The 20,164-nt window shown below is 49.0% G+C and carries 17 protein-coding genes and 1 other annotated feature; of the genes, 10 read left to right on the plus strand and 7 right to left on the minus strand.

What is annotated here, in order from left to right; genetic code table 11:
* Positions 1-47: 47 nt before the first annotated feature.
* The 6 genes from ABIC15_RS06370 to ABIC15_RS06395 all read left to right on the plus strand — a co-directional run bounded on the left by ABIC15_RS06370 (position 48) and on the right by ABIC15_RS06395 (position 7,490).
* The gene (locus ABIC15_RS06370; protein WP_012369959.1) at positions 48-794 is read left to right on the plus strand and encodes a DeoR/GlpR family DNA-binding transcription regulator; all 747 of its coding nucleotides are present in this window, start codon (positions 48-50) and stop codon (positions 792-794) included.
* The gene (gene pfkB, locus ABIC15_RS06375; protein WP_354020099.1) at positions 791-1,711 is read left to right on the plus strand and encodes a 1-phosphofructokinase; all 921 of its coding nucleotides are present in this window, start codon (positions 791-793) and stop codon (positions 1,709-1,711) included. The genes ABIC15_RS06370 and pfkB overlap by 4 nt, the downstream gene beginning before the upstream one ends.
* 16 nt (positions 1,712-1,727) lie before the next feature.
* The gene (locus ABIC15_RS06380; protein WP_114596213.1) at positions 1,728-3,662 is read left to right on the plus strand and encodes a PTS fructose transporter subunit IIABC; all 1,935 of its coding nucleotides are present in this window, start codon (positions 1,728-1,730) and stop codon (positions 3,660-3,662) included.
* Positions 3,663-3,779: 117 nt separating this feature from the next.
* Positions 3,780-4,925: an FUSC family protein gene (locus ABIC15_RS06385; protein WP_354020101.1), complete on the plus strand. Its 1,146-nt coding sequence runs from the start codon at positions 3,780-3,782 to the stop codon at positions 4,923-4,925.
* Positions 4,926-4,988: 63 nt separating this feature from the next.
* Positions 4,989-5,192, plus strand: a binding site (T-box leader).
* Between the two features lie 59 nt (positions 5,193-5,251).
* A complete protein-coding gene (locus tag ABIC15_RS06390) occupies positions 5,252-6,898 on the plus strand; it encodes an aromatic amino acid hydroxylase (protein ID WP_354020103.1) in 1,647 nt (548 codons plus the stop codon).
* Positions 6,899-6,977: 79 nt separating this feature from the next.
* The gene (locus tag ABIC15_RS06395; RefSeq protein ID WP_012369964.1) at positions 6,978-7,490 is read left to right on the plus strand and encodes a pyrophosphohydrolase domain-containing protein; all 513 of its coding nucleotides are present in this window, start codon (positions 6,978-6,980) and stop codon (positions 7,488-7,490) included.
* Positions 7,491-7,532: 42 nt separating this feature from the next.
* Here ABIC15_RS06395 and ABIC15_RS06400 read toward each other — a convergent pair whose 3' ends face one another.
* From ABIC15_RS06400 to ABIC15_RS06410, 3 genes are all read right to left on the minus strand, one after another.
* Entirely contained in the window at positions 7,533-7,820 is a 288-nt protein-coding gene (locus tag ABIC15_RS06400; RefSeq protein ID WP_354020105.1) for an MGMT family protein, read from the minus strand.
* Positions 7,817-8,788 carry a cation diffusion facilitator family transporter gene (locus tag ABIC15_RS06405; protein ID WP_354020106.1) on the minus strand — a complete coding sequence of 324 codons (972 nt, stop codon included), beginning with the start codon at positions 8,786-8,788 and terminating at the stop codon, positions 7,817-7,819. The genes ABIC15_RS06400 and ABIC15_RS06405 overlap by 4 nt, the downstream gene beginning before the upstream one ends.
* A gap of 125 nt (positions 8,789-8,913) precedes the next feature.
* Positions 8,914-9,402, minus strand: coding sequence for a pyridoxamine 5'-phosphate oxidase family protein (locus tag ABIC15_RS06410; protein ID WP_214848349.1), 489 nt, complete (start codon positions 9,400-9,402; stop codon positions 8,914-8,916).
* 167 nt (positions 9,403-9,569) lie between these two features.
* Here ABIC15_RS06410 and ABIC15_RS06415 point away from each other — a divergent pair, with 167 nt between their 5' ends.
* Positions 9,570-10,580 (plus strand): LLM class flavin-dependent oxidoreductase, encoded by a 1,011-nt coding sequence (locus tag ABIC15_RS06415; protein WP_354020108.1) that lies wholly within the window; start codon positions 9,570-9,572, stop codon positions 10,578-10,580.
* 19 nt (positions 10,581-10,599) lie between these two features.
* On the opposite strand, the gene ABIC15_RS06420 is transcribed toward ABIC15_RS06415, so the two are convergent.
* Positions 10,600-11,868: an MFS transporter gene (locus ABIC15_RS06420; protein WP_354020109.1), complete on the minus strand. Its 1,269-nt coding sequence runs from the start codon at positions 11,866-11,868 to the stop codon at positions 10,600-10,602.
* A 121-nt stretch (positions 11,869-11,989) separates the two neighbouring features.
* On the opposite strand from ABIC15_RS06420, the gene ABIC15_RS06425 reads away from it, so the two are divergent.
* Positions 11,990-13,177 (plus strand): helix-turn-helix domain-containing protein, encoded by a 1,188-nt coding sequence (locus ABIC15_RS06425; protein WP_354020111.1) that lies wholly within the window; start codon positions 11,990-11,992, stop codon positions 13,175-13,177.
* A 44-nt stretch (positions 13,178-13,221) separates the two neighbouring features.
* Here ABIC15_RS06425 and ABIC15_RS06430 read toward each other — a convergent pair whose 3' ends face one another.
* Positions 13,222-14,664, minus strand: coding sequence for a C40 family peptidase (locus tag ABIC15_RS06430; protein ID WP_012369971.1), 1,443 nt, complete (start codon positions 14,662-14,664; stop codon positions 13,222-13,224).
* Positions 14,665-14,880: 216 nt separating this feature from the next.
* Here ABIC15_RS06430 and ABIC15_RS06435 point away from each other — a divergent pair, with 216 nt between their 5' ends.
* Entirely contained in the window at positions 14,881-16,593 is a 1,713-nt protein-coding gene (locus ABIC15_RS06435) for an ABC transporter ATP-binding protein (protein ID WP_354020113.1), read from the plus strand.
* Between the two features lie 119 nt (positions 16,594-16,712).
* Positions 16,713-17,573 (plus strand): DUF4003 family protein, encoded by an 861-nt coding sequence (locus ABIC15_RS06440; RefSeq protein WP_012369973.1) that lies wholly within the window; start codon positions 16,713-16,715, stop codon positions 17,571-17,573.
* A 60-nt stretch (positions 17,574-17,633) separates the two neighbouring features.
* Here the strand turns inward: ABIC15_RS06440 and ABIC15_RS06445 are convergent, their stop codons facing one another.
* Both ABIC15_RS06445 and ABIC15_RS06450 read right to left on the minus strand, forming a co-directional pair.
* Positions 17,634-18,884, minus strand: coding sequence for a lysine N(6)-hydroxylase/L-ornithine N(5)-oxygenase family protein (locus ABIC15_RS06445; protein WP_012369974.1), 1,251 nt, complete (start codon positions 18,882-18,884; stop codon positions 17,634-17,636).
* Positions 18,885-18,962: 78 nt separating this feature from the next.
* A complete protein-coding gene (locus ABIC15_RS06450) occupies positions 18,963-20,093 on the minus strand; it encodes a S1C family serine protease (protein ID WP_214765250.1) in 1,131 nt (376 codons plus the stop codon).
* Positions 20,094-20,164: the final 71 nt, after the last annotated feature.

Here is a 20,164-nt window from a genome sequence, read left to right on the forward strand (position 1 = left end):
GATTTTTGGATGTAAACGCTTTATATTAAGGATGTGGAGGGAAACTCATGTTAACGAAAAAACGCCATCAACTGATTCTCGAGCTGCTCGCCCGGGAAGAAGTCGTCAAAATGCAAACCATTGTTGATCAGACGGGAGCCAGTGAATCAACGATTCGCCGCGACTTATCACAACTTGAATCGGCTGGTCACCTACGGCGGGTTCACGGCGGGGCAACCGCCAACCATATGCAGATTGATGAACCGAGTTATTTCGAGAAAAGTGACCGTTTCGTGGAAGAGAAGGACCGGATCGCGAAAGCAGCGGCCGACCTGATCGAAGACGGAATGTACGTGTATCTCGATGCAGGAACGACGACGCTAGCCATCGTCCCTTATCTCGAACAAAAGGCGATTACAGTCGTGACGAACAGTCTTCCTCTAGCGAACACGTTACTCTATCACCGTATCCCGACGTTCGTCGTCGGAGGGCAACTCAAGCATTCGACCCAAGCACTTGTTGGTTACAATGCGCGTGAAGGAATGTTGATTTACCATTTTGATGTCGCTTTCCTTGGGATGAACGGTGTTCATCCGACTCAAGGTTTCACGACACCAGATCCGGAAGAGGCACTCGTTAAGAAGACCGCGATTGAGTTAGCGAAAAAGTCTTATGTATTAGTCGATGAGACGAAACTGGATGACATCAGTTTCAGCCGGGTCGCGTCACTGCGGGCGGCAACGATTATCACGATGACATCCAGTGAACAGGAAGCGAAATACAGTCAATATACAGAGGTGGTGAACGCGAAATGATTTATACACTGACACTCAACCCATCAATCGATTATTACGTCACGTTGCCGGTATTTGAGGCCGGACAAGTCAATCGTGTGGAACAAGCGGAAAAAGTAGCAGGTGGAAAAGGAATCAATGTCTCACTCGTCTTAAGAAACTACGACGTCGAGACGGAAGCTCTTGGATTTTTAGGTGGCAGTACGGGGCAATTCATTCGTAACGAACTGGAAAAACAAGGTGTCCTGACCGCATTCACACCGATTACCGATGAAACGCGGATCAACGTTAAGATCCGTGCCGATCAGGAATCGGAACTTAATGCGGCAGGTCCTCAAATCAAGGATGAAGAATTACAGGCGTTACTGGCTGCGTTCGAAACGATGCAGCCGGGTGACATCGTCGTCTTCGCCGGCAGCATTCCAAGCAGTCTGCCGCAGGATTTGTATCGGAAGATTGCACAAGTCCTGACGGAACGAGGCGTCAAATTCGCCGTCGATACGACGAAGGAAGCGATGCTTGAAGTTTTACCGCTCGGTCCGTTCATGATCAAGCCGAACCATCATGAACTCGGTGAAATTTTTGATGTCGATATCACGTCAAAAGAAATGGCTGTCCCGTATGCGCAACAACTTGTTGAACGCGGCGCGGAAAATGTCATCATCTCTTTTGCGGGTGACGGAGCGTTACTCGTCAACAAGCAGGGGGCCTACACGGCGAACACACCAGCCGGTAAGCTGATCAACTCAGTCGGTGCCGGAGATTCACTCGTCGCAGGATTCGTCGCCAGTTACGCGCTCGGACGGCCGCCGGAAGAAGCGTTCCGGTACGCAGTCACGACAGGCAGTGCGTCCGCTTACTCGTTTGGATTATGTACAAAAGAAGATATTGACCGTTTACTGACCGATGTCCAAGTCGTTGAACTCATTCAATCCTAAAAGGAGTGACAAACTCATGAAAATTACAGATCTGTTAACACGTGATACGATCCAACTCGATTTACGTTCGTCGAATAAAGCAGCTGTCATCGATGAACTCGTCGATGTACTCGATCGTGCCGGAAAATTAAATGACCGCTCGGCTTACCGCGAAGCCATCCTGGCCCGGGAAGCACAAAGTACGACCGGACTCGGTGAAGGAATCGCGATTCCGCATGCGAAGACGGCAGCCGTTAAATCACCGGCCATCGCTTTTGGACGTTCGACAGGAATCGATTACGAAGCACTTGACGGACAACCAAGCCGCTTGTTCTTCATGATTGCTGCCGGCGAAAATGCCGACAACGCGCACCTTGAAACATTATCAAAACTGTCTGTCTACCTGATGGACATGAAGTTCCGTGATACGATTCTTTCCGCTCGTTCGGAAGATGAAGTCATCGCTGCGATCGAAGCAAAAGAACGGGAAGAAGAAGGTCCGGTCGACGTCTCGTCGTCAAGTGTCGCACAGGACGCACCATATATTCTTGCCGTCACAGCATGTCCGACCGGTATTGCCCATACGTATATGGCAGCAGATGCCCTCCGTCAAAAAGCGGAAGAAATGGGTGTCCGCATCAAAGTCGAGACAAACGGTTCGACCGGCGTGAAAAACGGTCTGACAAGTCAAGATATTCAAGAAGCGACAGCAATCATCGTCGCTGCGGATAAAGCCGTCGAGATGGATCGTTTCAACGGGAAACACGTTGTCGAAGTTCCGGTCGCTCAAGGAATCCGTAAACCAAAAGAACTGATTGACCGTGCCGTTAAACAGGATGCACCGGTGTATAAAGGCAGTGGATCAAGCGACAGCTCGAAACCGGCCCGCGGCGGCTTCTACAAACACCTGATGAGCGGGGTTTCCGCCATGTTGCCACTCGTTGTTGCCGGCGGACTCTTAATCGCAATCAGCTTCTTCTGGGGCATCAACTCAGCGAATCCGGAAGATCCGTCATATAACGAATTTGCCGCTCAATTGATGTCGATTGGTAAAGCAGCCTTTGGTCTCTTAATTCCGATTCTTGCCGGATTCATCGCGATGTCGATTGCCGATAAACCGGGTCTCGCACCAGGTTTGATTGCCGGGTTCCTCGCAAGCCAAGGGAACGCTGGATTCCTCGGCGGATTGATTGCCGGTTTCCTTGCCGGTTATGTCGTTCTCTTACTGATCAAAGTCTTACAAGGTCTTCCGAAAGCTCTTGAAGGGATCAAACCAGTCTTGCTTTACCCGCTGTTCGGTTCATTCATCACAGGTATGATCATGTTGCTTGTCATCAACGAACCGATCGCTGCTTTCATGACATGGTTGACAGATTCACTCAACGGTCTCAGTGGCGGTAACGCGATCCTGCTCGGTATGCTCGTCGCAGCAATGATGGCGATCGATATGGGTGGTCCAATCAACAAAACGGCTTATGTCTTCGGAACAGCCGCTTTAACAGCAGGAAACACGGAAGTCATGGCAGCCGTCATGGCGGGTGGTATGGTTCCACCACTTCTCGTCGCATTCTCGTCTACATTGTTCGCACGTAAGAAATTTACACCGCAAGAACGCGAAGCCGGTATCGCTGCTTACGCAATGGGTGCTTCATTCGTCACAGAAGGTGCGATTCCATTCGCAGCAGCCGATCCACTTCGTGTCATCCCGTCAAGCGTCATCGGTTCAGCAATCGCCGGTGCATTGACAATCGTCTTCGGTGTGTTGCTTCCGGCACCACACGGCGGTGTGTTCGTCTTCCCATTACTTGACGGACCATCAGGCACATTAATGGCCGTTCTTAGCTACGCTGGTGCGATCTTAATCGGAGCACTTGTCGGAGCTGCCATCCTCTCGATCTTGAAAAAACCGCTCGTCGATCAAGAAGTTGCGAAAAAAGAAATGACTTCTGGCACGGGAACAAAAGCTTCATAAGAAAAAATTATTCGATAAAATCACTCCAAGGCGACTTGGAGTGATTTTTTAATTGCCTTTTTCGGGTATTAGAGCAAGAATAGGGGGCGTATCCCCACTATAAAAGGAGGTTTGTATATGGGCGGTCAGTCTTTACAAATCGGACCACGTACCATCAAGACCGGACTTGCGGTCATTTTGGCGCTGATTATCAGCAACCTGTTTAATCTGAGCCCGATCCTACCTGCGATTTCGGCAGCGACAACGTTATTACCGTCCGTTTATCAGACATGGAAACAATTCCTCGAGGAAGCGGAAGCTAACCTGATCGGAGCCTTCCTGACGCTTGTCTCGTTATGGATTCTAGGTGACAACCCGGCTAATCCACTGGCAATCGGAATCGTCATCATGGCCGCCATCTCAATTTTACTAGCATTTGGTTTCGGCCGGACGATTCCCCACGTCGTCTTGATGATCATCGTCATCCTGGAAAGTGTTGAAGGGGCGACGGATCCGTTGTGGCAAATCGTCCTGATCCGTTACTTTCTCGTCATGCTCGGAATCGGGTGTGCACTTGGTGTCAACGCGTTGATTTTCCCGCCGCGTTACGGAAATGTCTATTATCAAAAAGCTTCGAAACTGTTCGAAAAATTACTCGTCGTGACCCGGGCGATTGCCTTTGAAGGGAAAGTCACGCCGTACCGGTCAGCAATCGACAAAATGGGCCGCTTGATGCTCGAGACGAAGACGCTGTTCAACTTACACCGCGAAGAAATTCGCGGATCCCGGCAGCGGCATGTCTCGTTACTGCGGAACCTGATCATTCTGCAACATATGCAGTCGTGTCTCGAACGGGGTGTTGCGACGGCAGAACGGTTCCGGGAGCGGGAGAAGGCGTTGAATTCAATTGCTGATGAGTTGCGGAGCGAGTTGTTTTATCACCTGATGCATATCGCTCAGCGGCAGGAAAAAGTCTTGTTGACGTACGACCTGTTATTGACGGAAGAACCGCTGGCGATGGAAGATCTCGTCAAAGAAAACATCGCCTTCGTCAAACACTCGTTCCTCGACCGGGACGAACTAGAAGAGGAAATCATCATGGAAATCCTGCCAATCGTCGTCGCGATGAACGAGTGGATTCAGGAACTGGAATTGTTTGAAAAACGGCTGAACGGAGCGCTTCGTCGCCATGTCACATCGCTGTCGATCGAACAAAAATCAGTCCGGGACAAAACCTTTAACCGATTTAAACGAAAAAAAGCGATTGACGAGAGCCAAAAGTAAGCGTATAGTCCTCCTTAACAACACTTTAGTTGCTAACAGCATAACAGCATAACAGAATGAAAGATATGGACAAAGACGAAACCGAAGTAGAAACAATCTCCCTGTTTCAGAGAGCACGTGGCGCTGCGAACGTGTACACAGATTGAATCGAATTACAGTTTCCGAGTCTCTTGCCACGCAAGCGGAGAAAACCGTTATCCCGTAATGAAGCGATCTATGTCTACGTAGATTATCAGGGTGGTACCGCGGCCTTTTGTCGTCCCTGTCGAACATCTTTGTTCGGCAGGGACTTTTTGTTGTTCATCTACTTTCAAGGGGGAATTCATATGTCTACACCAATCATTCCAAGTCACTTACAACCACACGTCGCACCACAGCACTACGACGATTACACGTCGACGGATCACGCGGTCTGGCGTTACGTCATGCGACTGAATTTAAAGACGTTACAAGACACGGCCCATCCGGCATACCTCGAAGGACTCGCTGCGTCCGGTATCAGTCCGGAACGGATTCCGGATGTCCGGGAGATGACGGCCAATTTGAGCCGGGGCGGCTGGGGAACAGTTGCCGTTGACGGCCTGATACCGGGTGTCGCATTCTTTGACTTCCAAGGACACGGTTTGTTACCGATCGCAACGGATATCCGAAAGGTCGACAATATTCTCTACACACCGGCACCGGACATCTTGCACGAAGCAGCGGGACATGCACCAATCCTGATGAATCCGACGTACGCGGAATTCGTTCGCCGGTTCGGTGAGATTGGTGCCCATGCCTTTAACCATAAAGCGGAGCACGACGTCTTCAAAGCGTTGAAAAAATTGACGATTGTCAAAGAAAGTCCGTTTTCGACACCGGCTGACATCGAGCAGGCGGAAATTGCCCTTGCTGAAACCCGGACCCATGTGACGGGAATCTCGGAAGCGAATGAAATTTCACGTCTGTTCTGGTGGACGGTTGAGTTTGGTCTCATCGGTGATCTCGACAATCCGCAAATCTACGGAGCCGGTCTTCTTTCGTCCGTCGGTGAAAGCCGTCACTGTCTGACAGACGCGGTCGTCAAACATCCGTTTTCACTTGCGAAAGCACTGGCGACGAAACATGACGTCACGAGCATGCAAAAAGAACTGTTTGTCTGCGAATCATTCGAACAGCTCCGGGAAGCCCTGGAGGAGTTCGCGCAGACGATGTCATACGTCCGCGGCGGTATCCACGGATTGACGAAAGCCGTCGAGTCAGGCAACCTTTCGACGCTTGTCTTTGACAGCGGCGTCTCGCTCGTCGGTGTACCGGCAACACAGGAAATCCATGAAACCCTACACATCGTCAAGCTGACCGGTCCAACGGCACTCGCTGCGAAAGGTGAAGTTATGACAGGACAAGGGCTTGCCGATCATCCGGAAGGTTTTACACTTCTTCACGGACCGGAGCTGAATGAAGTCCTGCTCCAGGTCAAGGTCGGGGAGCAACTTGACTGGACAGAAGGTACAGTTCACCTCACGGGACAAATTTCAGCGATTCAAAACGTCAACGGTCACCGGGCACTCGTCGTCCTGGAAGAAGCTCAATTGACGAACGACGGTCAAACGACGGCAATGGACCGGATGGAGTTAGTCGTCGGAGACATCACGTCGGCTTTCCCGGGAACAGAAGTCGAAGCGTTAAAACCAATTCCGGAGACAGTCGAATTCGAACGGATCGAACGTCCGTTGACAGCAGCCGACCCGATTTTTGAAGCCATTCGGGAAATGCGGGAAGGACGGACCGACCGTCAACTGTTGCCGCAACTGATTGACCGGACGTTGACTCAATTACCGGATGCCTGGTTGTTGCGTCTTGAATTACTGGAACTGGCGGATGAAGTCGACCAGCCGCGACTAATGGCTGATCTCGACCGTCTGAAGCAGACGTCGGTCGAACGGGAAGAACTGATTACACGCGGTATGCGTCTGCTGGATCTCGTCCGGTAAGCGGACGGTCGAGAAATCCCTTGAAACCTGTTAGAATGGAAACCGTGTGAAAGTGAAACGGAACAGGGGAGTGACCGATATGAAACAACCGAACTACTATCAGGACGTCAAACAATTCCATCAGACGTTCCATCATCCGGGGGCGGATCAACCGACAGCGATTCCGCTCGACCGCGGTGTCAAACGGGCGACCTGGACAGCAGAAGAAGCAGTCGTCGAGTTCCTGCATCAGTCGTCGCAAAACGAAACGGAGTTTTTAGCTGCCATCGAGACGTTTAAGGCAGGACTCGATCAGGCCGTTAAAAAATCACTGAAGGAAACCTATCCGGTGACGGAAGTCGAACGGCTCGTCGGTCAAGGCGATGCCTTGACGGATGCCCTGTACTTCATCATGGGCAGTTTTGTTGAAGCCGGTCTTGAGCCGGGGCCGTTGTTCGAAATCGTCCAACAGGCCAACATGGCGAAACTCGGTCCGGACGGCCAACCGATTTTCCGGGAATCGGATCAGAAGGTCATGAAGCCGGACGGCTGGTTGCCGCCGGAGCCGCAACTCGAAGCAGAAGTAGTGCGCCAAATGAAAGAAAAAGCATGAAAAAAGGAAGTAAGCCGCACAAGCGGTTTACTTCCTTTTTGTTCAGACCTGATAACGGGACAACGACAACTTCCCGGGACGTTCAAAGACGATGCCTTCCGCCTCGAGTGCCAATTGCTGTTCATCACCGTCGAGTGAAATCTCACCTTTCGCATTCAAGACACGGTACCAGGGCAACTGTTCCGTCCGGCTCAGGCTGTGAAGAATCCGGGCGACTTGCCGGGCGGCCCTAGGATTTCCGGCAAGCCGGGCCACTTGACCGTACGTCATGACACGTCCTGCCGGAATTGAACGAATGACGTCAACGACTTCTTGTGTGAACGGAATCAAGGGGTTTCGTTGGTCGAGACGATGTATTGTTGAATCTTGTCATCTTCGTCAAATCCAATCGTGACATCAGTGATTCCCTGTTGAAGCCGGATTTTCAGTTCGAGCCGGTCTTTGATGTCATCGGCCTGGGCAATCGTCAACGCCGGATCGACTTCAATCTCGACTTCGACATGGAAATGATCGCCTTCCTTGATGACTTCAAGTTTGCTGATGTCCCGGACATCGGCATCTTGCATGATAAGCCCGCCGAGCCGTGCGGCCATCGTTTCGTCGGCTTCTCCGAGGGCGCCGGCTGCATTTTGTAAAAAGACGTTGCCGACGACATAAAACATCATCAGTCCGATGATGATCGAGGCAATGCCTTCCGCCTGATGAAACGGTGTCAGATGCGAGATGATGACGGCGATCATTGCGACAAGTCCGCCGGCCGTTGCGACCAAATCCTCGAGAAAGACAAGGCGTGTCGCCGGTTTTGCATGCTTTAAGGCACGAAAACTGTCGAGAATCAATTTCGGACCTTTTGTCGTGATACGGGCATCATGTGCGATTTCCTGCATCGCTTTATAAAAGACACCACTTTCGAGGACGACACCGACGAATAAGACGGACAGAGTGATCCAGAAACCGGTTGATTCGGTCGGTTGGATGATGTGGGCAATCCCTTCATGAATCGTTTCGTAGGCCATGATGCCAACGAATAAAATCGCACCGAGCAACACGAGGTTGACAAGACGGCCAAATCCGTTCGGGAACCGTTTCGTCGGCGCCTTCTTACTGAGGGCGGAACCGATGAAGACGAAAAACTGGTTGGCGGCATCGCCGAACGTGTGCATCATCTCGGCGAACATGGCAACGTTTCCTGTTAAGACGTAAGCGACCGCTTTGATGACGGCAATGATCGAGTTAACGATTCCGGCGGTCAAGGCGGAGCGGTTACCGCGTTTTAATAATGTAATGAATTCTCCCATGATGCGTCTCCTTTAGCTAATAAACTTGATTACTAATAGTAGTATGTTACACCAGATGGCTTGCTTAAAACCAATTCAAACAAAAAAAGACCAAATCGCTACAAGGCGATTCGGTCCAAAAAAGCTTATTTTAAATCTACTTTTTTGTTGATTTCATTCGAGTCGTCGTTACCGACGGCTTTTTTCAACAGCTGTTTGACGGATTTCGTCGTGTTTCCAGTTTCCCAGTATTCTGCGCCTTCCGTATTGACCTTGATCAGGACGACTTTCGGATCTTCATACGTCGTTCCGAGGTACGCTTCATAACGTGGGCTCCATAATTCTTTTTTACGGGCTACGTCTTCGACGAATTCAGCTTTCCCGCGGATCGAGACGTACGATTTGTCGACATAGGCGACGTTGACGTTCGGATTTTTAAGGATTTCATTATATTTGCCTGTATCTTTTGATGTAAGGAACCAGAGATCGCCATCGAACTCGATATCCTGAGTTTGCATCGGACGGGAGACAAGACCTTCATCTGAGATCGTCGTCAGCATCGCTGTTTCGATTTTATCGATTAATTTTTTGACCGTTTCAACGGCTTCTTGATTTGATGTATGGTTCGTTGACATGAAAAACACCTCATCCTCTAAGTTTTAATTGCGGCTACTTTAAGAATGTTCCCTGAATTTCAAATTGAAAACGTCGCCATCCGGTAAACAGGCAGTTTAATTGCATTCGGTTATTGGACAGGCGTACAGTTTAGACATGAAGTCAACACCATAGGGAGAGATTATAGATGAAATTAAGTATTTTAGACCAATCGCCGGTCTCAAAAGGACAGACCCCGTCAGAAGCTTTACAGGAAACGGTAGACCTTGCGAAGATTGCTGATGAACTCGGATATACACGGTTATGGGTATCAGAACACCATTTTGCGAAAACACTTGCCGGATCAAGTCCGGAAGTCTTGATTGCTTACATGGCAGCCGTTACGAAACAGATCCGTCTCGGTTCAGGAGGCGTCATGTTACCGCATTACAGTCCGTATAAAGTCGCGGAGAACTTCCGTGTCCTCGAGGGACTTGCACCAAACCGGATCGATTTAGGTCTCGGTCGGGCACCGGGTGGCATGCCGCTCGCAACCCGCGCCCTTCAGGAAGGATCGTCCCCACGATTCGGCGGAGCCGATTACGGCGCACAACTCGATGATCTCGTCGATTATTTAAAAGACGGGGCCCCGGCTGATCACCGGTTTGCAGGACTTGTTGCGACACCGGAAGTCGATACGACACCGGAAGCCTGGTTGCTCGGGTCAAGCGGCGGCAGTGCCTTGAATGCGGCGCAGCGCGGATTTGGTTTCGCGTTTGCCCACTTCATCAACGGACAGGGTGGTCAAGAAGTGATGGATTATTACCGTCATAACTTCATGGCGACGTCGTTTAATGAGACGCCGCAGACACTCGTCTCGATTTTCGTGACATGTGCCGAGACAACGGAAGAAGCGGAACGATTGGCTTCGAGTCTTGATTTGTCATTGCTCCTGCTTGAGAAAGGTGTCTCGTCAACAGGCACGCCGACTCCGGAAGAAGCGGCGGCTTACCAGTACTCGTTCCAAGATCAGTTCCGGATCGCCGAAAACCGGAAACGGATGATTGTCGGAAATCCGGAAGACGTCGCGCGTCAGTTGCAAAACCTCGCCGATTCATATGGAACAGATGAAGTGATGATTGCTTCGATGATTGCCGACAAGGATGCGAAACAACAATCACTCCGTCTGATTATGGATGCAGTCAAAGCAACGGTTTAAGTCTATCAAAACGTTCATCTCAGCTCGCTGAGGTGGACGTTTTTTCTGTTTCAAGCTGGTTTTCCGGTAAGCGTTCGATTTTGATATCGTGCCGCAAGTGAAAGAATCCGATACTGACGGTCACGAGTAAACCGAATGAACTGATCCCGAGAATCAGAGTGAGGGAAACGTGATCACTTAAGAAGCCGAATAACAACATACCGAGTGGAATGATGCCCATCGCAAGGGATTCCATGACACCGATGACCCGTCCTAAGTAAGCAGGGTCTGTTTGACGCTGGACGAGGAGTTGAATCGGAATGTTTGCCCGGAGGAGGATAAATCCGACGATGAAAGAGAAAACGAAAAAATAACCGAACGTCCAGTTTGATGGAATAAGGTCGAGTAACGGTAATACTGGTGAAAGAAACAGCATACCGACTAAAGCAATCGACTGAAACAATGTCACCAACGGACGCTTGATCGTAAAACGAGGCAGAGCAAGCATCAGGGAGCTGAGCAACAGACCCGTACCTAAAGCGGCTTCAATTGTTCCGAATTGGAAGGCGGTGAAGGTAAGGCGATCGAGCAGGATGATCGGATAGATGACTTCCAATGCAATGAAAAAGAAATTCAAGACAAGTGCCATCAAGATGAGTATCGTCAGGACACGTTGTTTGAATAAATAGCGGTAACCTGATTGAAAGTCTGTCCAAAATGAAGGTGAGCTTTCTTCACCGGCAGAAGGAATTACCCGGAACGTCAGCCGCATGTTCCAAAGTGCGGCGAGTGAAAACAAGCTAAACGGTAAGAGGGTGAAGAGGTGGATCGGTGCAAAGGCTAACAGGAAACCAGCGAGCATCGGAGCAACGATTGAGGAAAGGGAACTGATACTTGAAATGAGGGAATTACCACGTTGTAGTTCCGCATCATCAAGCAATCGTGTCAACGAACTCATCAAAGTGACGGAAAGGAAGGTTGAAAGAGCAGTCAACAGGGCGCTGACAATCATGTAATGCATCGTCTGGACAGGAAAAAAGGTCGCGTAACCTGCAAATACGGCAAGTATGAAGGCACTTGATGCTTCGGTCGTGACGATGATTTTTTTCCGGTTCAAGCGATCAGACAGAACACCGGCAACAGGGGATAACAGAATCCGCGGCAGTGTCCCGGCGAGTAAGACAAGTGCGAATTGAAGCCCGGATGAAGTTTCCCGTAAAACGGTCAGACCGGCGACGAACGTAAACAGACTGGCGGCGAATAATGAACAAAACTTACCGAATAACAACCGTTGTAAATTTTTCGACATCATAATTCCTCCTTTTTGTTCAATTTAATTGAACTTTCCTTTATACTAGAGGAGCAGGGAAGAATTGTAAATGTAAAAGTTAAATTTAATTGAACTTACTTGATAGAGAGAGGTACTAACGATGCTGGGACAACGCATTAAAAGTTTACGGAAAGCGAAAAAATTAACACAGTCGGATGTCGCAGACGGCATCATGACGAAGTCGATGCTCAGTATGATCGAGAACGAAAAGGCGACACCGTCTTTACCGGCGTTACAATCGATTGCCCATCGTCTACATGTCTCCATCGACGCGTTATTGATTGATCCGCGTGCCGTCGAAATGAAGCAAATGATTGAAAAAATCAATTCGACCGCAAGCGGTTATTATGCGGAAGGACAAATTGCGACGATGCTTGAGCCGTATTTAGAGCCCGCCATCAATTCTTACTGGCAAGGGCAAATTTATTACGAATACGGAAGTGCTTTACGTTTTTCGGATACGGAAAAAGGCTTACATTACTTCGATTTGGCGGAGGATGTATTCCAACAACTCGGATTACGGGATGAACAGATTAAAGTACAGATTTCAAAAGTTTATTTTTTGTTTTTTCTGCGCCGTTATGAAGAAGCCTACCGAAAGATTGACGGGATGATGATTTTTCAGGATGTCCCGCTCGCGCATGAAACGTTTTTGGACTATCAAATGTTACAGGCGATTCGTGTCAGTGTGATCAATGATAACTGGAGTCAATCGATTGTTTTCTTGCGGGAAGGGATCCGCTATATGCGGGAAAAGGGTGTCTACAGTGATGTCAGTAACTACCACCGGCTCCTCGCCTTGTTTTTAAGTTTAGAAGAGGACTATGAAGCGGCGGAATTCGAACTCGAAAAATTACGGCATTTCTTTTTATTCACGGAAGCGACAGCACTTGATCAAATTCTTGTAGACTTGACGAAAGGATCCATCGCCGTCCACCGTGAGGATTATGCAGGGATTCGTGAGGCACGGGAACGGCTGATTGAAGTCGAGATTGAAGCCTGTCTTCATTACATCGGGTATTTCGAAGTCTACCTTTGTTTATGGAATGATTCAAAAGAGGAATTGACCTTTGACCTGCCAAGCGCCGTTTCTAAAATTTGGAGAAATGCCCACTTATGGCGGACCGGTGGTGAGTACGATCACGCGATGATGTTATATGCGCTCGCGTTTGCGATGCAAGCCGGAGTTGGATTGGACCGTCAAGCAGAAGTGGAAGAATTGACAACACAATTATCACCGGGTCATTTTAAACAAAAAATTGAGCAAACCTTAGCGAGATTAACGTAAAAAAACAGGACCAACCGGGTATCATCCCGATTGGTCCTGTTGGATTAAAGTGCTTTAAAACCAAGTAATTTTTGTGTCCAGTAACGCTCAGACAGACGACTGATCCCGAGTGACGGTGTATTGGCATGAATGAACTGATCGTTGTTCAACATGATGCCAATGTGAGTCGGACCAGCTGCATACGTATTTTCGAAGAAAATGATGTCGCCACGGACCGGTTGGTGTAATTTCGATAACTTTTGACCAAGGTAGCCATCATTGTTCCAGTAACCGTTGACGTTCGTCCGGGCCACTTTGTAGCCGGCCGTATTCAACGCATAGTTGATGAAGCCGGAGCAATCAAAACCACCGTTGACGGGACTGCTTGAACCCCAGACGTACGGAGTGCCGAGATACTGTTGTCCGATTGAGATCGCTTTTTCCATGATGCCGGATGCCGGAATCGTCGTCGTTGGCGGCGTGACCGGTGGTGTTACCGGAGCCGTGACGGAGCCGGTCGTGATGTAGCTTTTCGCAACGTAGTAATAAGTGGTCCCGATTTTAATCTGGTACCAACCAGCAGACGTTCCTGTTGTTTCACCAGAAACCTGAACGGTAGATCCGTGTGCCAGTTGCGTAAAGACCGTTGACGTCGTACTTGGAGCTGTCCGGACATTTAAGCCGGTTGGTGCATTGACCTTATAGGCTTTCGACTGGTCGACCGGTGTGACAGAGACACCCGGTGTCGAAGGTGTAGGCGGTGGTGCATCCTTAGCCGTCGCTAAAACATAACTCGAGGCGACGTAAAGGTCTTTTCCATCAAGCTGGATTTGATACCATTTATCAAGCGATCCAGTTACTTTTAAGACCGTTTTGTGTGGTAACGTCTTGTAAATCTTAGCGGTCGTTGACGCGGACAGACGGGCATTCAATCCTTCTTTTGCATTGACTTCATATTGTTTGGACGAATCGACTGCTTTGACGGCAGTGGAAACAGGCGGTGTAACCGGCTTAGTGACCGGAGGTTTTGATCCTGTCGTCACTGTCGATGTTTTAGCTGTGACGAGTGTCGTATGGACATAAGCGGACTTATTTTTGTAATTGATTTCGTACCATTCACCGGTTTTCTTTTTAACGGAAAGACTGACATTCTTCGCAAGTTTACCAAGCGATTTCGAAGTGGTCGTTGCTTTCTCGCGCACGTTGACGGATGAGGTGTTCGTTATGTAGGTCGTGGTTGTCGGTGCTTTTGCTGGAACGGTTTTGACGTAAGCGGCTGTAATGAAAGCTTTTTTCGATTGATGACGAATTTCGTACCAGGATCCGGTCTTCTTCACTGCAGTGACCGTTGTTCCTTTTTTAAGTGTGGTGATGACAGGAGCGGAAGTAGTGGCAGCAGTCCGGATGTTGACGTTGTCTGTCAAGATGAGTGTCGTTGATGCGGCTTCGACGCCGGTGGCTGAGCTGATCAGCGCAAGTGTCGTCAAAGTGAGAAAAGTCTTTTTCACGTAGTGTGGCTCCCTTCCAAAATAGTGAGTCTTGTTCGATGGTACATCGAATCATTGTTACCATTTTGTCATAAGGAGATAGGGATTCACCTTATTTTAAAATATATTTTTTGAGAAAGAAATTCGAGTTATTTTCAAAAAAAGAAGAAGAAATTGTAAACAAGAATTATTTTCAGTAATCCTGTACACTAAAGATAATTTGGAAGGAGGACTCGCATGTTAAAACGATTTTATCACTATTACATACCGCACAAACGATTGTTTTGGCTGGATTTTTCGTCCGCCTTGTTCGTCGGTCTGCTTGAGCTCGCTTTTCCGCTTGCTGTCAAATGGTTTATCGATTCACTGTTACCGGACGGTGAGTTAAACTGGATCATTCTCGTCAGTGTCGGATTACTCGGCTTGTATGTCATCAGTACGCTGATGCAGTTCGTCGTCAACTACTTCGGGCATAAGCTCGGTATCAACATCGAGACGGATATGCGGCGGCAATTATTTGGTCATGTTCAAAAACAGTCGTTTCGTTTTTTTGACAATACGAAAACCGGGCATATCATGAGCCGGATTACGAACGATTTGTTTGATATCGGTGAACTGGCTCACCATGGCCCGGAAGATGCCTTCATTGCCGTCATGACACTGCTCGGTGCTTTTTCGATCATGATGACGATCAATGTACCGCTCGCACTGGTGACAATCATTGCCGTTCCATTCCTGATCTGGTTGATCAGTTATGCAAACGTCCGGATGAACCGGTCGTGGGACCGGATGTACGGCAACATTGCCGAGGTTAATTCCCGGGTTGAGGACAGTGTCTCCGGCATTCGCGTCGTTCAATCGTTTACGAATGAAGCCCATGAGGTCGCACGGTTCGAAAAAGATAATGCGACGTTCCGACAGTCGAAGATCAATGCTTACAAAGTGATGAGTACAAGTTTATCCGGAATCTATCTGACGACCCGGTTGATGACGCTTGCGGTGCTCGTCGTCGGTGCCTATCTCAGTTATCAGAATAAACTCAGTTACGGCGAACTGGTCGGATTCATTCTTTATATGAATATCCTGCTGAAGCCGATTGATAAAATTACGGCACTTTTGGAACTTTATCCAAAAGGAATGGCCGGCTTCAAACGTTTTCTCGAAATGATTGATCATGACGAAGAACTGAAGGATGCGCCGGATGCCATTCACGTGTCGGCATTACGTGGGGCGATCCGGTTTGATGACGTCAGCTTCGGTTATGAAGCCGAACGGTTGATTTTAAAAGACATTAGCCTGTCCGTGGAACCGGGACAGACGATTGCCTTCGTCGGGACGTCGGGTGCCGGGAAGACGACGATTTGTTCGTTGATTCCGCGGTTTTATGACGTCACGGACGGTGCCATTACGATTGACGGGATCGATATCCGACAGATGACGAAAGCATCGCTCCGGCAACAAATCGGCATCGTGCAACAGGATGTCTTCCTGTTTTCGGGGACGATTGCTGACAATATTGCGTACGGCGATTTGTCAGCCGATCGTGCTGACATCGTGGAAGCGGCGGAACGGGCGCACCTCGGACAGATGATTGCCGATTTACCGGACGGATACGATACGGAAATCGGGGAGCGGGGACTGAAGCTGTCCGGCGGGCAGAAACAACGGCTGGCGATTGCACGGATGTTCCTCAAAAATCCACCAATCCTGATTTTGGATGAAGCGACGTCGGCCCTCGATACCGAGACGGAAGCCATCATCCAGGAATCGCTTGCTGAATTATCGAAAAACCGGACAACGCTGATCATCGCGCACCGTCTGGCGACGATTCGCCAAGCAGACCGTATTCTGGTCGTGACGAAAGACGGAATCGTCGAAGACGGGACACATGAAGAACTGGTCGAAAACGGAGGATATTTCGCACGACTCCTTGACCGGCAACGCGTCTGATAAACCGGAAGTCAACTCATCTTCAAGATGAGCATGGCTTCCGGTTTTTTTATTGAAGGAAGAAAGTCTGAATGATTTTATGGGAACCGGGAACATATAAGAGAAGGGAGGACGGGGACATGTACGGTTTGTTTTGTGAAAACTATAATGAAACCTATTCGACGTTACACGGGGAATCCTCACATGATTTTCATCGCTTTTTTGCCTTGTCATATACGATTCATAATACGGTTTTCGACAAAGCGGCGTATGATCGGATGATGCAAATCGTCAAACAGAAGACGACCCGGTTTTCAGCTCTACGCAGCCGGTATACGCCGCTCTTGATCTCACATATCCAGTTAAACAGTCCTGAACCGGAGCGATTGCTCGAACGGGTCATTGAGGCGGAGCGCCACATCAAACGACGCTTTATTAAAGAAAAGGCAGTCCGACCGTTCTTTGCACTCGGTGAAGTCTTAAACCGTGAACAGGGAATCGACGCCTTTCCGATCGTAGAACAACTGCGACAGACACGTCCTGTCCTCAATCTGGCGAAGCAATATGTGGTGACATCGACGCTCATGGAAGGGGAAAACCTTCCGGAACGATTCATCGAAACGGTCGAACAAGCCGAACGGTGGTTGGAACGATGGATGAAACCTTCAAGCGAACGGTTGATGACGGCCCAGATTTTAGCCGCATCGAAATCGATCGATAGTCAAAAAAAGCGGATTCAAGCCTGGTGCGAAATGATGGAAGAACGGGAATTGCGGATTTGGGATCGGATTTTTCCGTTACTGGCATTGCTTGAGACGACCGAACGGGTCGATATGATTTATGTGACGCGTGTCGTCGACCGGGAGCGGTCCCGCAACCGCTTTTCAGATGAGGTCAATTGGTTGATTGCGTTTCATCTGTTGCTCGCGAAAAGCGGCAAAAGTCGTCTGCAGTCGGCCTTACTGATTTTAGCGACGCTCGAGCTGACGAAAAAACCGTAAGAAAACAAACGAAAGAGATCCTCAGCCAAGTTGCCAAGGATCTCTTGTTTTGTCCGATGATCAGTCAAACGTCGTGAAGGTGGCATGCTGTTCGACCGGATACAATTCTTTACCGGCGACATCATTTAAAATGAGTTGGTTGCGTGAAACGGACATGCCGAGGTTATCGGCTGCCGGACCGTGTGACAGTTCGAGGTTCGTCGTCGCATACAAATGATGATTCGCCGAAACAGTTCGGCTGATCCGGTAGTTGGCATCGACCTTCCATGCCTGCTGTTCGCCTTCAAACTCGATATCGAGCCGATTGATGAAGCGGGGGAGAGACGGGACGAACCCGGTCGCAGCGACGACGGCACCGGTTTTGGAAGTCCGTTGTTCATTCAGTTCGGTATGCCGCATCGTGATCGTAAAGTCAGAATCGTATGAAATCTGATCGACTTCCAAGTTGGCCCGGATTTTGACCCGTTGTTGTTCTTCCGGTGATAAATCATAGAGGTGTTCATAAATGGCTTGCAGTGTTTCGGGACTAATCCCGTTTTGGGACCGCGTGAATTTGGCGACTGCTTCCTGTCTGGTAGCAAGCGGCAGACTGTTGAAGTAACGGACGTAACTCGGAGAAAAGATTTCTTCACCCAGTTTGCCGGTCTCAAGCGTCTCGAAAATAGTCGAGCGGGAAATCCATTCGAGTTCAAAGGTTTCCGGACGGTCGCTCGTCAGTAAATCGAGGAAAATTTCAGCCGCACTTTGACCGGAACCGACAATGCTGACTTTATCCTGTTGCAGGATGGCTTCTTTTTCCATGACGTATTGGGTGTTATGGATGACATTTTTATCAAAACTCCCCGGAATCGAAGGTTTCGAACCGGTTCCGAGCACGACGTTTCGTGTTTCGTATGTCGTCCGTTTACCGGTCGCGACTTCTTCGACCAAGACTTCATAACTGTCACCCGTATCTTGAATATCGATGACGCGGGTCGAAAAATGTAAATCGTCGAGCTGAGTCGAGACCCATTTCAAGTAAGCATTATATTCTTGTCGCGAAATAAGTAGTTTTTCGTAAAAATAAAACGTATGCAAACGGTTGAGAGATCGTAAATAGTTCAAATACGTAAACGGGCTTGTCGGATCGGCAAGTGTGACAAGATCGGAAATGAAGCTTGTCTGCATCATCGAATCCTTGATCATCATCCCGGGATGCCAAGAGAATTGTTCGCTTTCGTCAAAAAATAGTGTCCGTAAAGGTGTCGGATGGGCCAGAGCACTTAACCCCAGATTCATCGGTCCGATTCCTACGCCAATCAAATCATACATAAAAAAAGCCTCCCAATCGATATTGTTATAAAACAATACCCGATATAGGAGGGGGTTGAAACGTATCTTGTCAGTTCTTTACAGTTGATCGGTCGTTGTTGTTTTAGTCGAGACCGTCATTTGTTTTCCGTCACGGATGATATTCAACGTGACGTTGCCGTCCGATTTAATCAACGCGGTTTTAATGTCGACAAAACTTTTGATTTCCTCATTATTGATTTTCGTGATGACATCACCGGTTTTCAATTTTGCAGAAGCGGCGGGACTGTTCGGTTCGACGGACATGACGACGACGCCTGTTTTTTGTGATTCCGGCAATTTGACTTGGTCCAGCAGGTAACCGGCAGGGAAGGCCGAGACATCCTGCAGTGCGACACCGAGTGTCGGATGTTTGACTTCACCGTTCGTTTCGAGCTGTTTTAAAATCGGCAGTGCGTCATCGATCGGAATGCTGAAACCGACGCCTTCGACGCCTGTTTCGGCAATCTTCATCGAGTTGATGCCGACCAGTTGTCCTTGTTCATTGATCAAGGCCCCACCGGAGTTCCCCGGATTGATGGCGGCATCCGTTTGGATCACCGTCGTATTGAAGTCGTCCTGTCCATCCTTGTTCGTATCAACGGGAACCGTCCGGTCGTTTGAGCTGACGATACCTCGGGTGACCGAGTTTTGGAACTCACCGAGCGGGTTACCGATGGCGAGCACGGTTTGACCGGCTTTTAAGTCAGCCGATTTTCCGAGTGTGATAACGGACGGAACATCACTGGCGTTGACTTCCAGTACGGCTAAATCGTACGTTTCGTCACTGCCCAGTAATTTGGCGCTGAGTGTTTTGCCGTTGTTCAACGTGACCTCGAGTTTCGAGGCTCCGTCGACGACGTGGTGGTTCGTAATGATGTAGGCTTTACCATCTGTTTTTTTATAAATGACACCTGAGCCGGAACCCGCTGCTGCCTCTTCCTGACTCATCGAATTCCCCGATTGATAGTTCGTGACCGTGACGACGGATTTTTGAGCCGTTGCGACAGCGTTTGTTACGGGATCGCTTGTCGTCGTCGAAATTTGTTTTGGCATGCCGTTTGAGAGTGGTGTATCGGCGACTTGCTGTTCTTGATCCATCAAAATCGGAAAGGCGACTGTTGCGGTAAGTACAGCACCGATGATGCCTCCAGTAAGTCCGGGTAAGAGTTGTCTTGTTTTTCCTGCCATCGAAATCCATCCCTTCATGTAGTGTTTTTTCTAAGATTAATGTATCAAATTTAATCGGCCGGAATGAAATT

Source organism: Exiguobacterium sp. PvP048 (assembly GCF_040549175.1).
Lineage (GTDB): Bacteria > Bacillota > Bacilli > Exiguobacteriales > Exiguobacteriaceae > Exiguobacterium_A > Exiguobacterium_A artemiae.

Excerpts from the sequence above, each read along its gene's own strand:
- ABIC15_RS06435 (WP_354020113.1), top strand. The coding sequence starts at position 14,881 with ATGTTAAAACGATTTTATCACTATTACATACCGCACAAACGATTGTTT.
- ABIC15_RS06440 (WP_012369973.1), top strand. The coding sequence starts at position 16,713 with ATGTACGGTTTGTTTTGTGAAAACTATAATGAAACCTATTCGACGTTA.
- ABIC15_RS06370 (WP_012369959.1), top strand. The coding sequence starts at position 48 with ATGTTAACGAAAAAACGCCATCAACTGATTCTCGAGCTGCTCGCCCGG.
- ABIC15_RS06405 (WP_354020106.1), bottom strand. The coding sequence starts at position 8,788 with ATGGGAGAATTCATTACATTATTAAAACGCGGTAACCGCTCCGCCTTG.
- ABIC15_RS06410 (WP_214848349.1), bottom strand. The coding sequence starts at position 9,402 with ATGTCAACGAACCATACATCAAATCAAGAAGCCGTTGAAACGGTCAAA.
- ABIC15_RS06420 (WP_354020109.1), bottom strand. The coding sequence starts at position 11,868 with ATGTCGAAAAATTTACAACGGTTGTTATTCGGTAAGTTTTGTTCATTA.
- ABIC15_RS06445 (WP_012369974.1), bottom strand. The coding sequence starts at position 18,884 with ATGTATGATTTGATTGGCGTAGGAATCGGACCGATGAATCTGGGGTTA.
- ABIC15_RS06415 (WP_354020108.1), top strand. The coding sequence starts at position 9,570 with ATGAAATTAAGTATTTTAGACCAATCGCCGGTCTCAAAAGGACAGACC.
- ABIC15_RS06450 (WP_214765250.1), bottom strand. The coding sequence starts at position 20,093 with ATGGCAGGAAAAACAAGACAACTCTTACCCGGACTTACTGGAGGCATC.
- ABIC15_RS06380 (WP_114596213.1), top strand. The coding sequence starts at position 1,728 with ATGAAAATTACAGATCTGTTAACACGTGATACGATCCAACTCGATTTA.
- pfkB (WP_354020099.1), top strand. The coding sequence starts at position 791 with ATGATTTATACACTGACACTCAACCCATCAATCGATTATTACGTCACG.
- ABIC15_RS06385 (WP_354020101.1), top strand. The coding sequence starts at position 3,780 with ATGGGCGGTCAGTCTTTACAAATCGGACCACGTACCATCAAGACCGGA.
- ABIC15_RS06425 (WP_354020111.1), top strand. The coding sequence starts at position 11,990 with ATGCTGGGACAACGCATTAAAAGTTTACGGAAAGCGAAAAAATTAACA.
- ABIC15_RS06390 (WP_354020103.1), top strand. The coding sequence starts at position 5,252 with ATGTCTACACCAATCATTCCAAGTCACTTACAACCACACGTCGCACCA.
- ABIC15_RS06395 (WP_012369964.1), top strand. The coding sequence starts at position 6,978 with ATGAAACAACCGAACTACTATCAGGACGTCAAACAATTCCATCAGACG.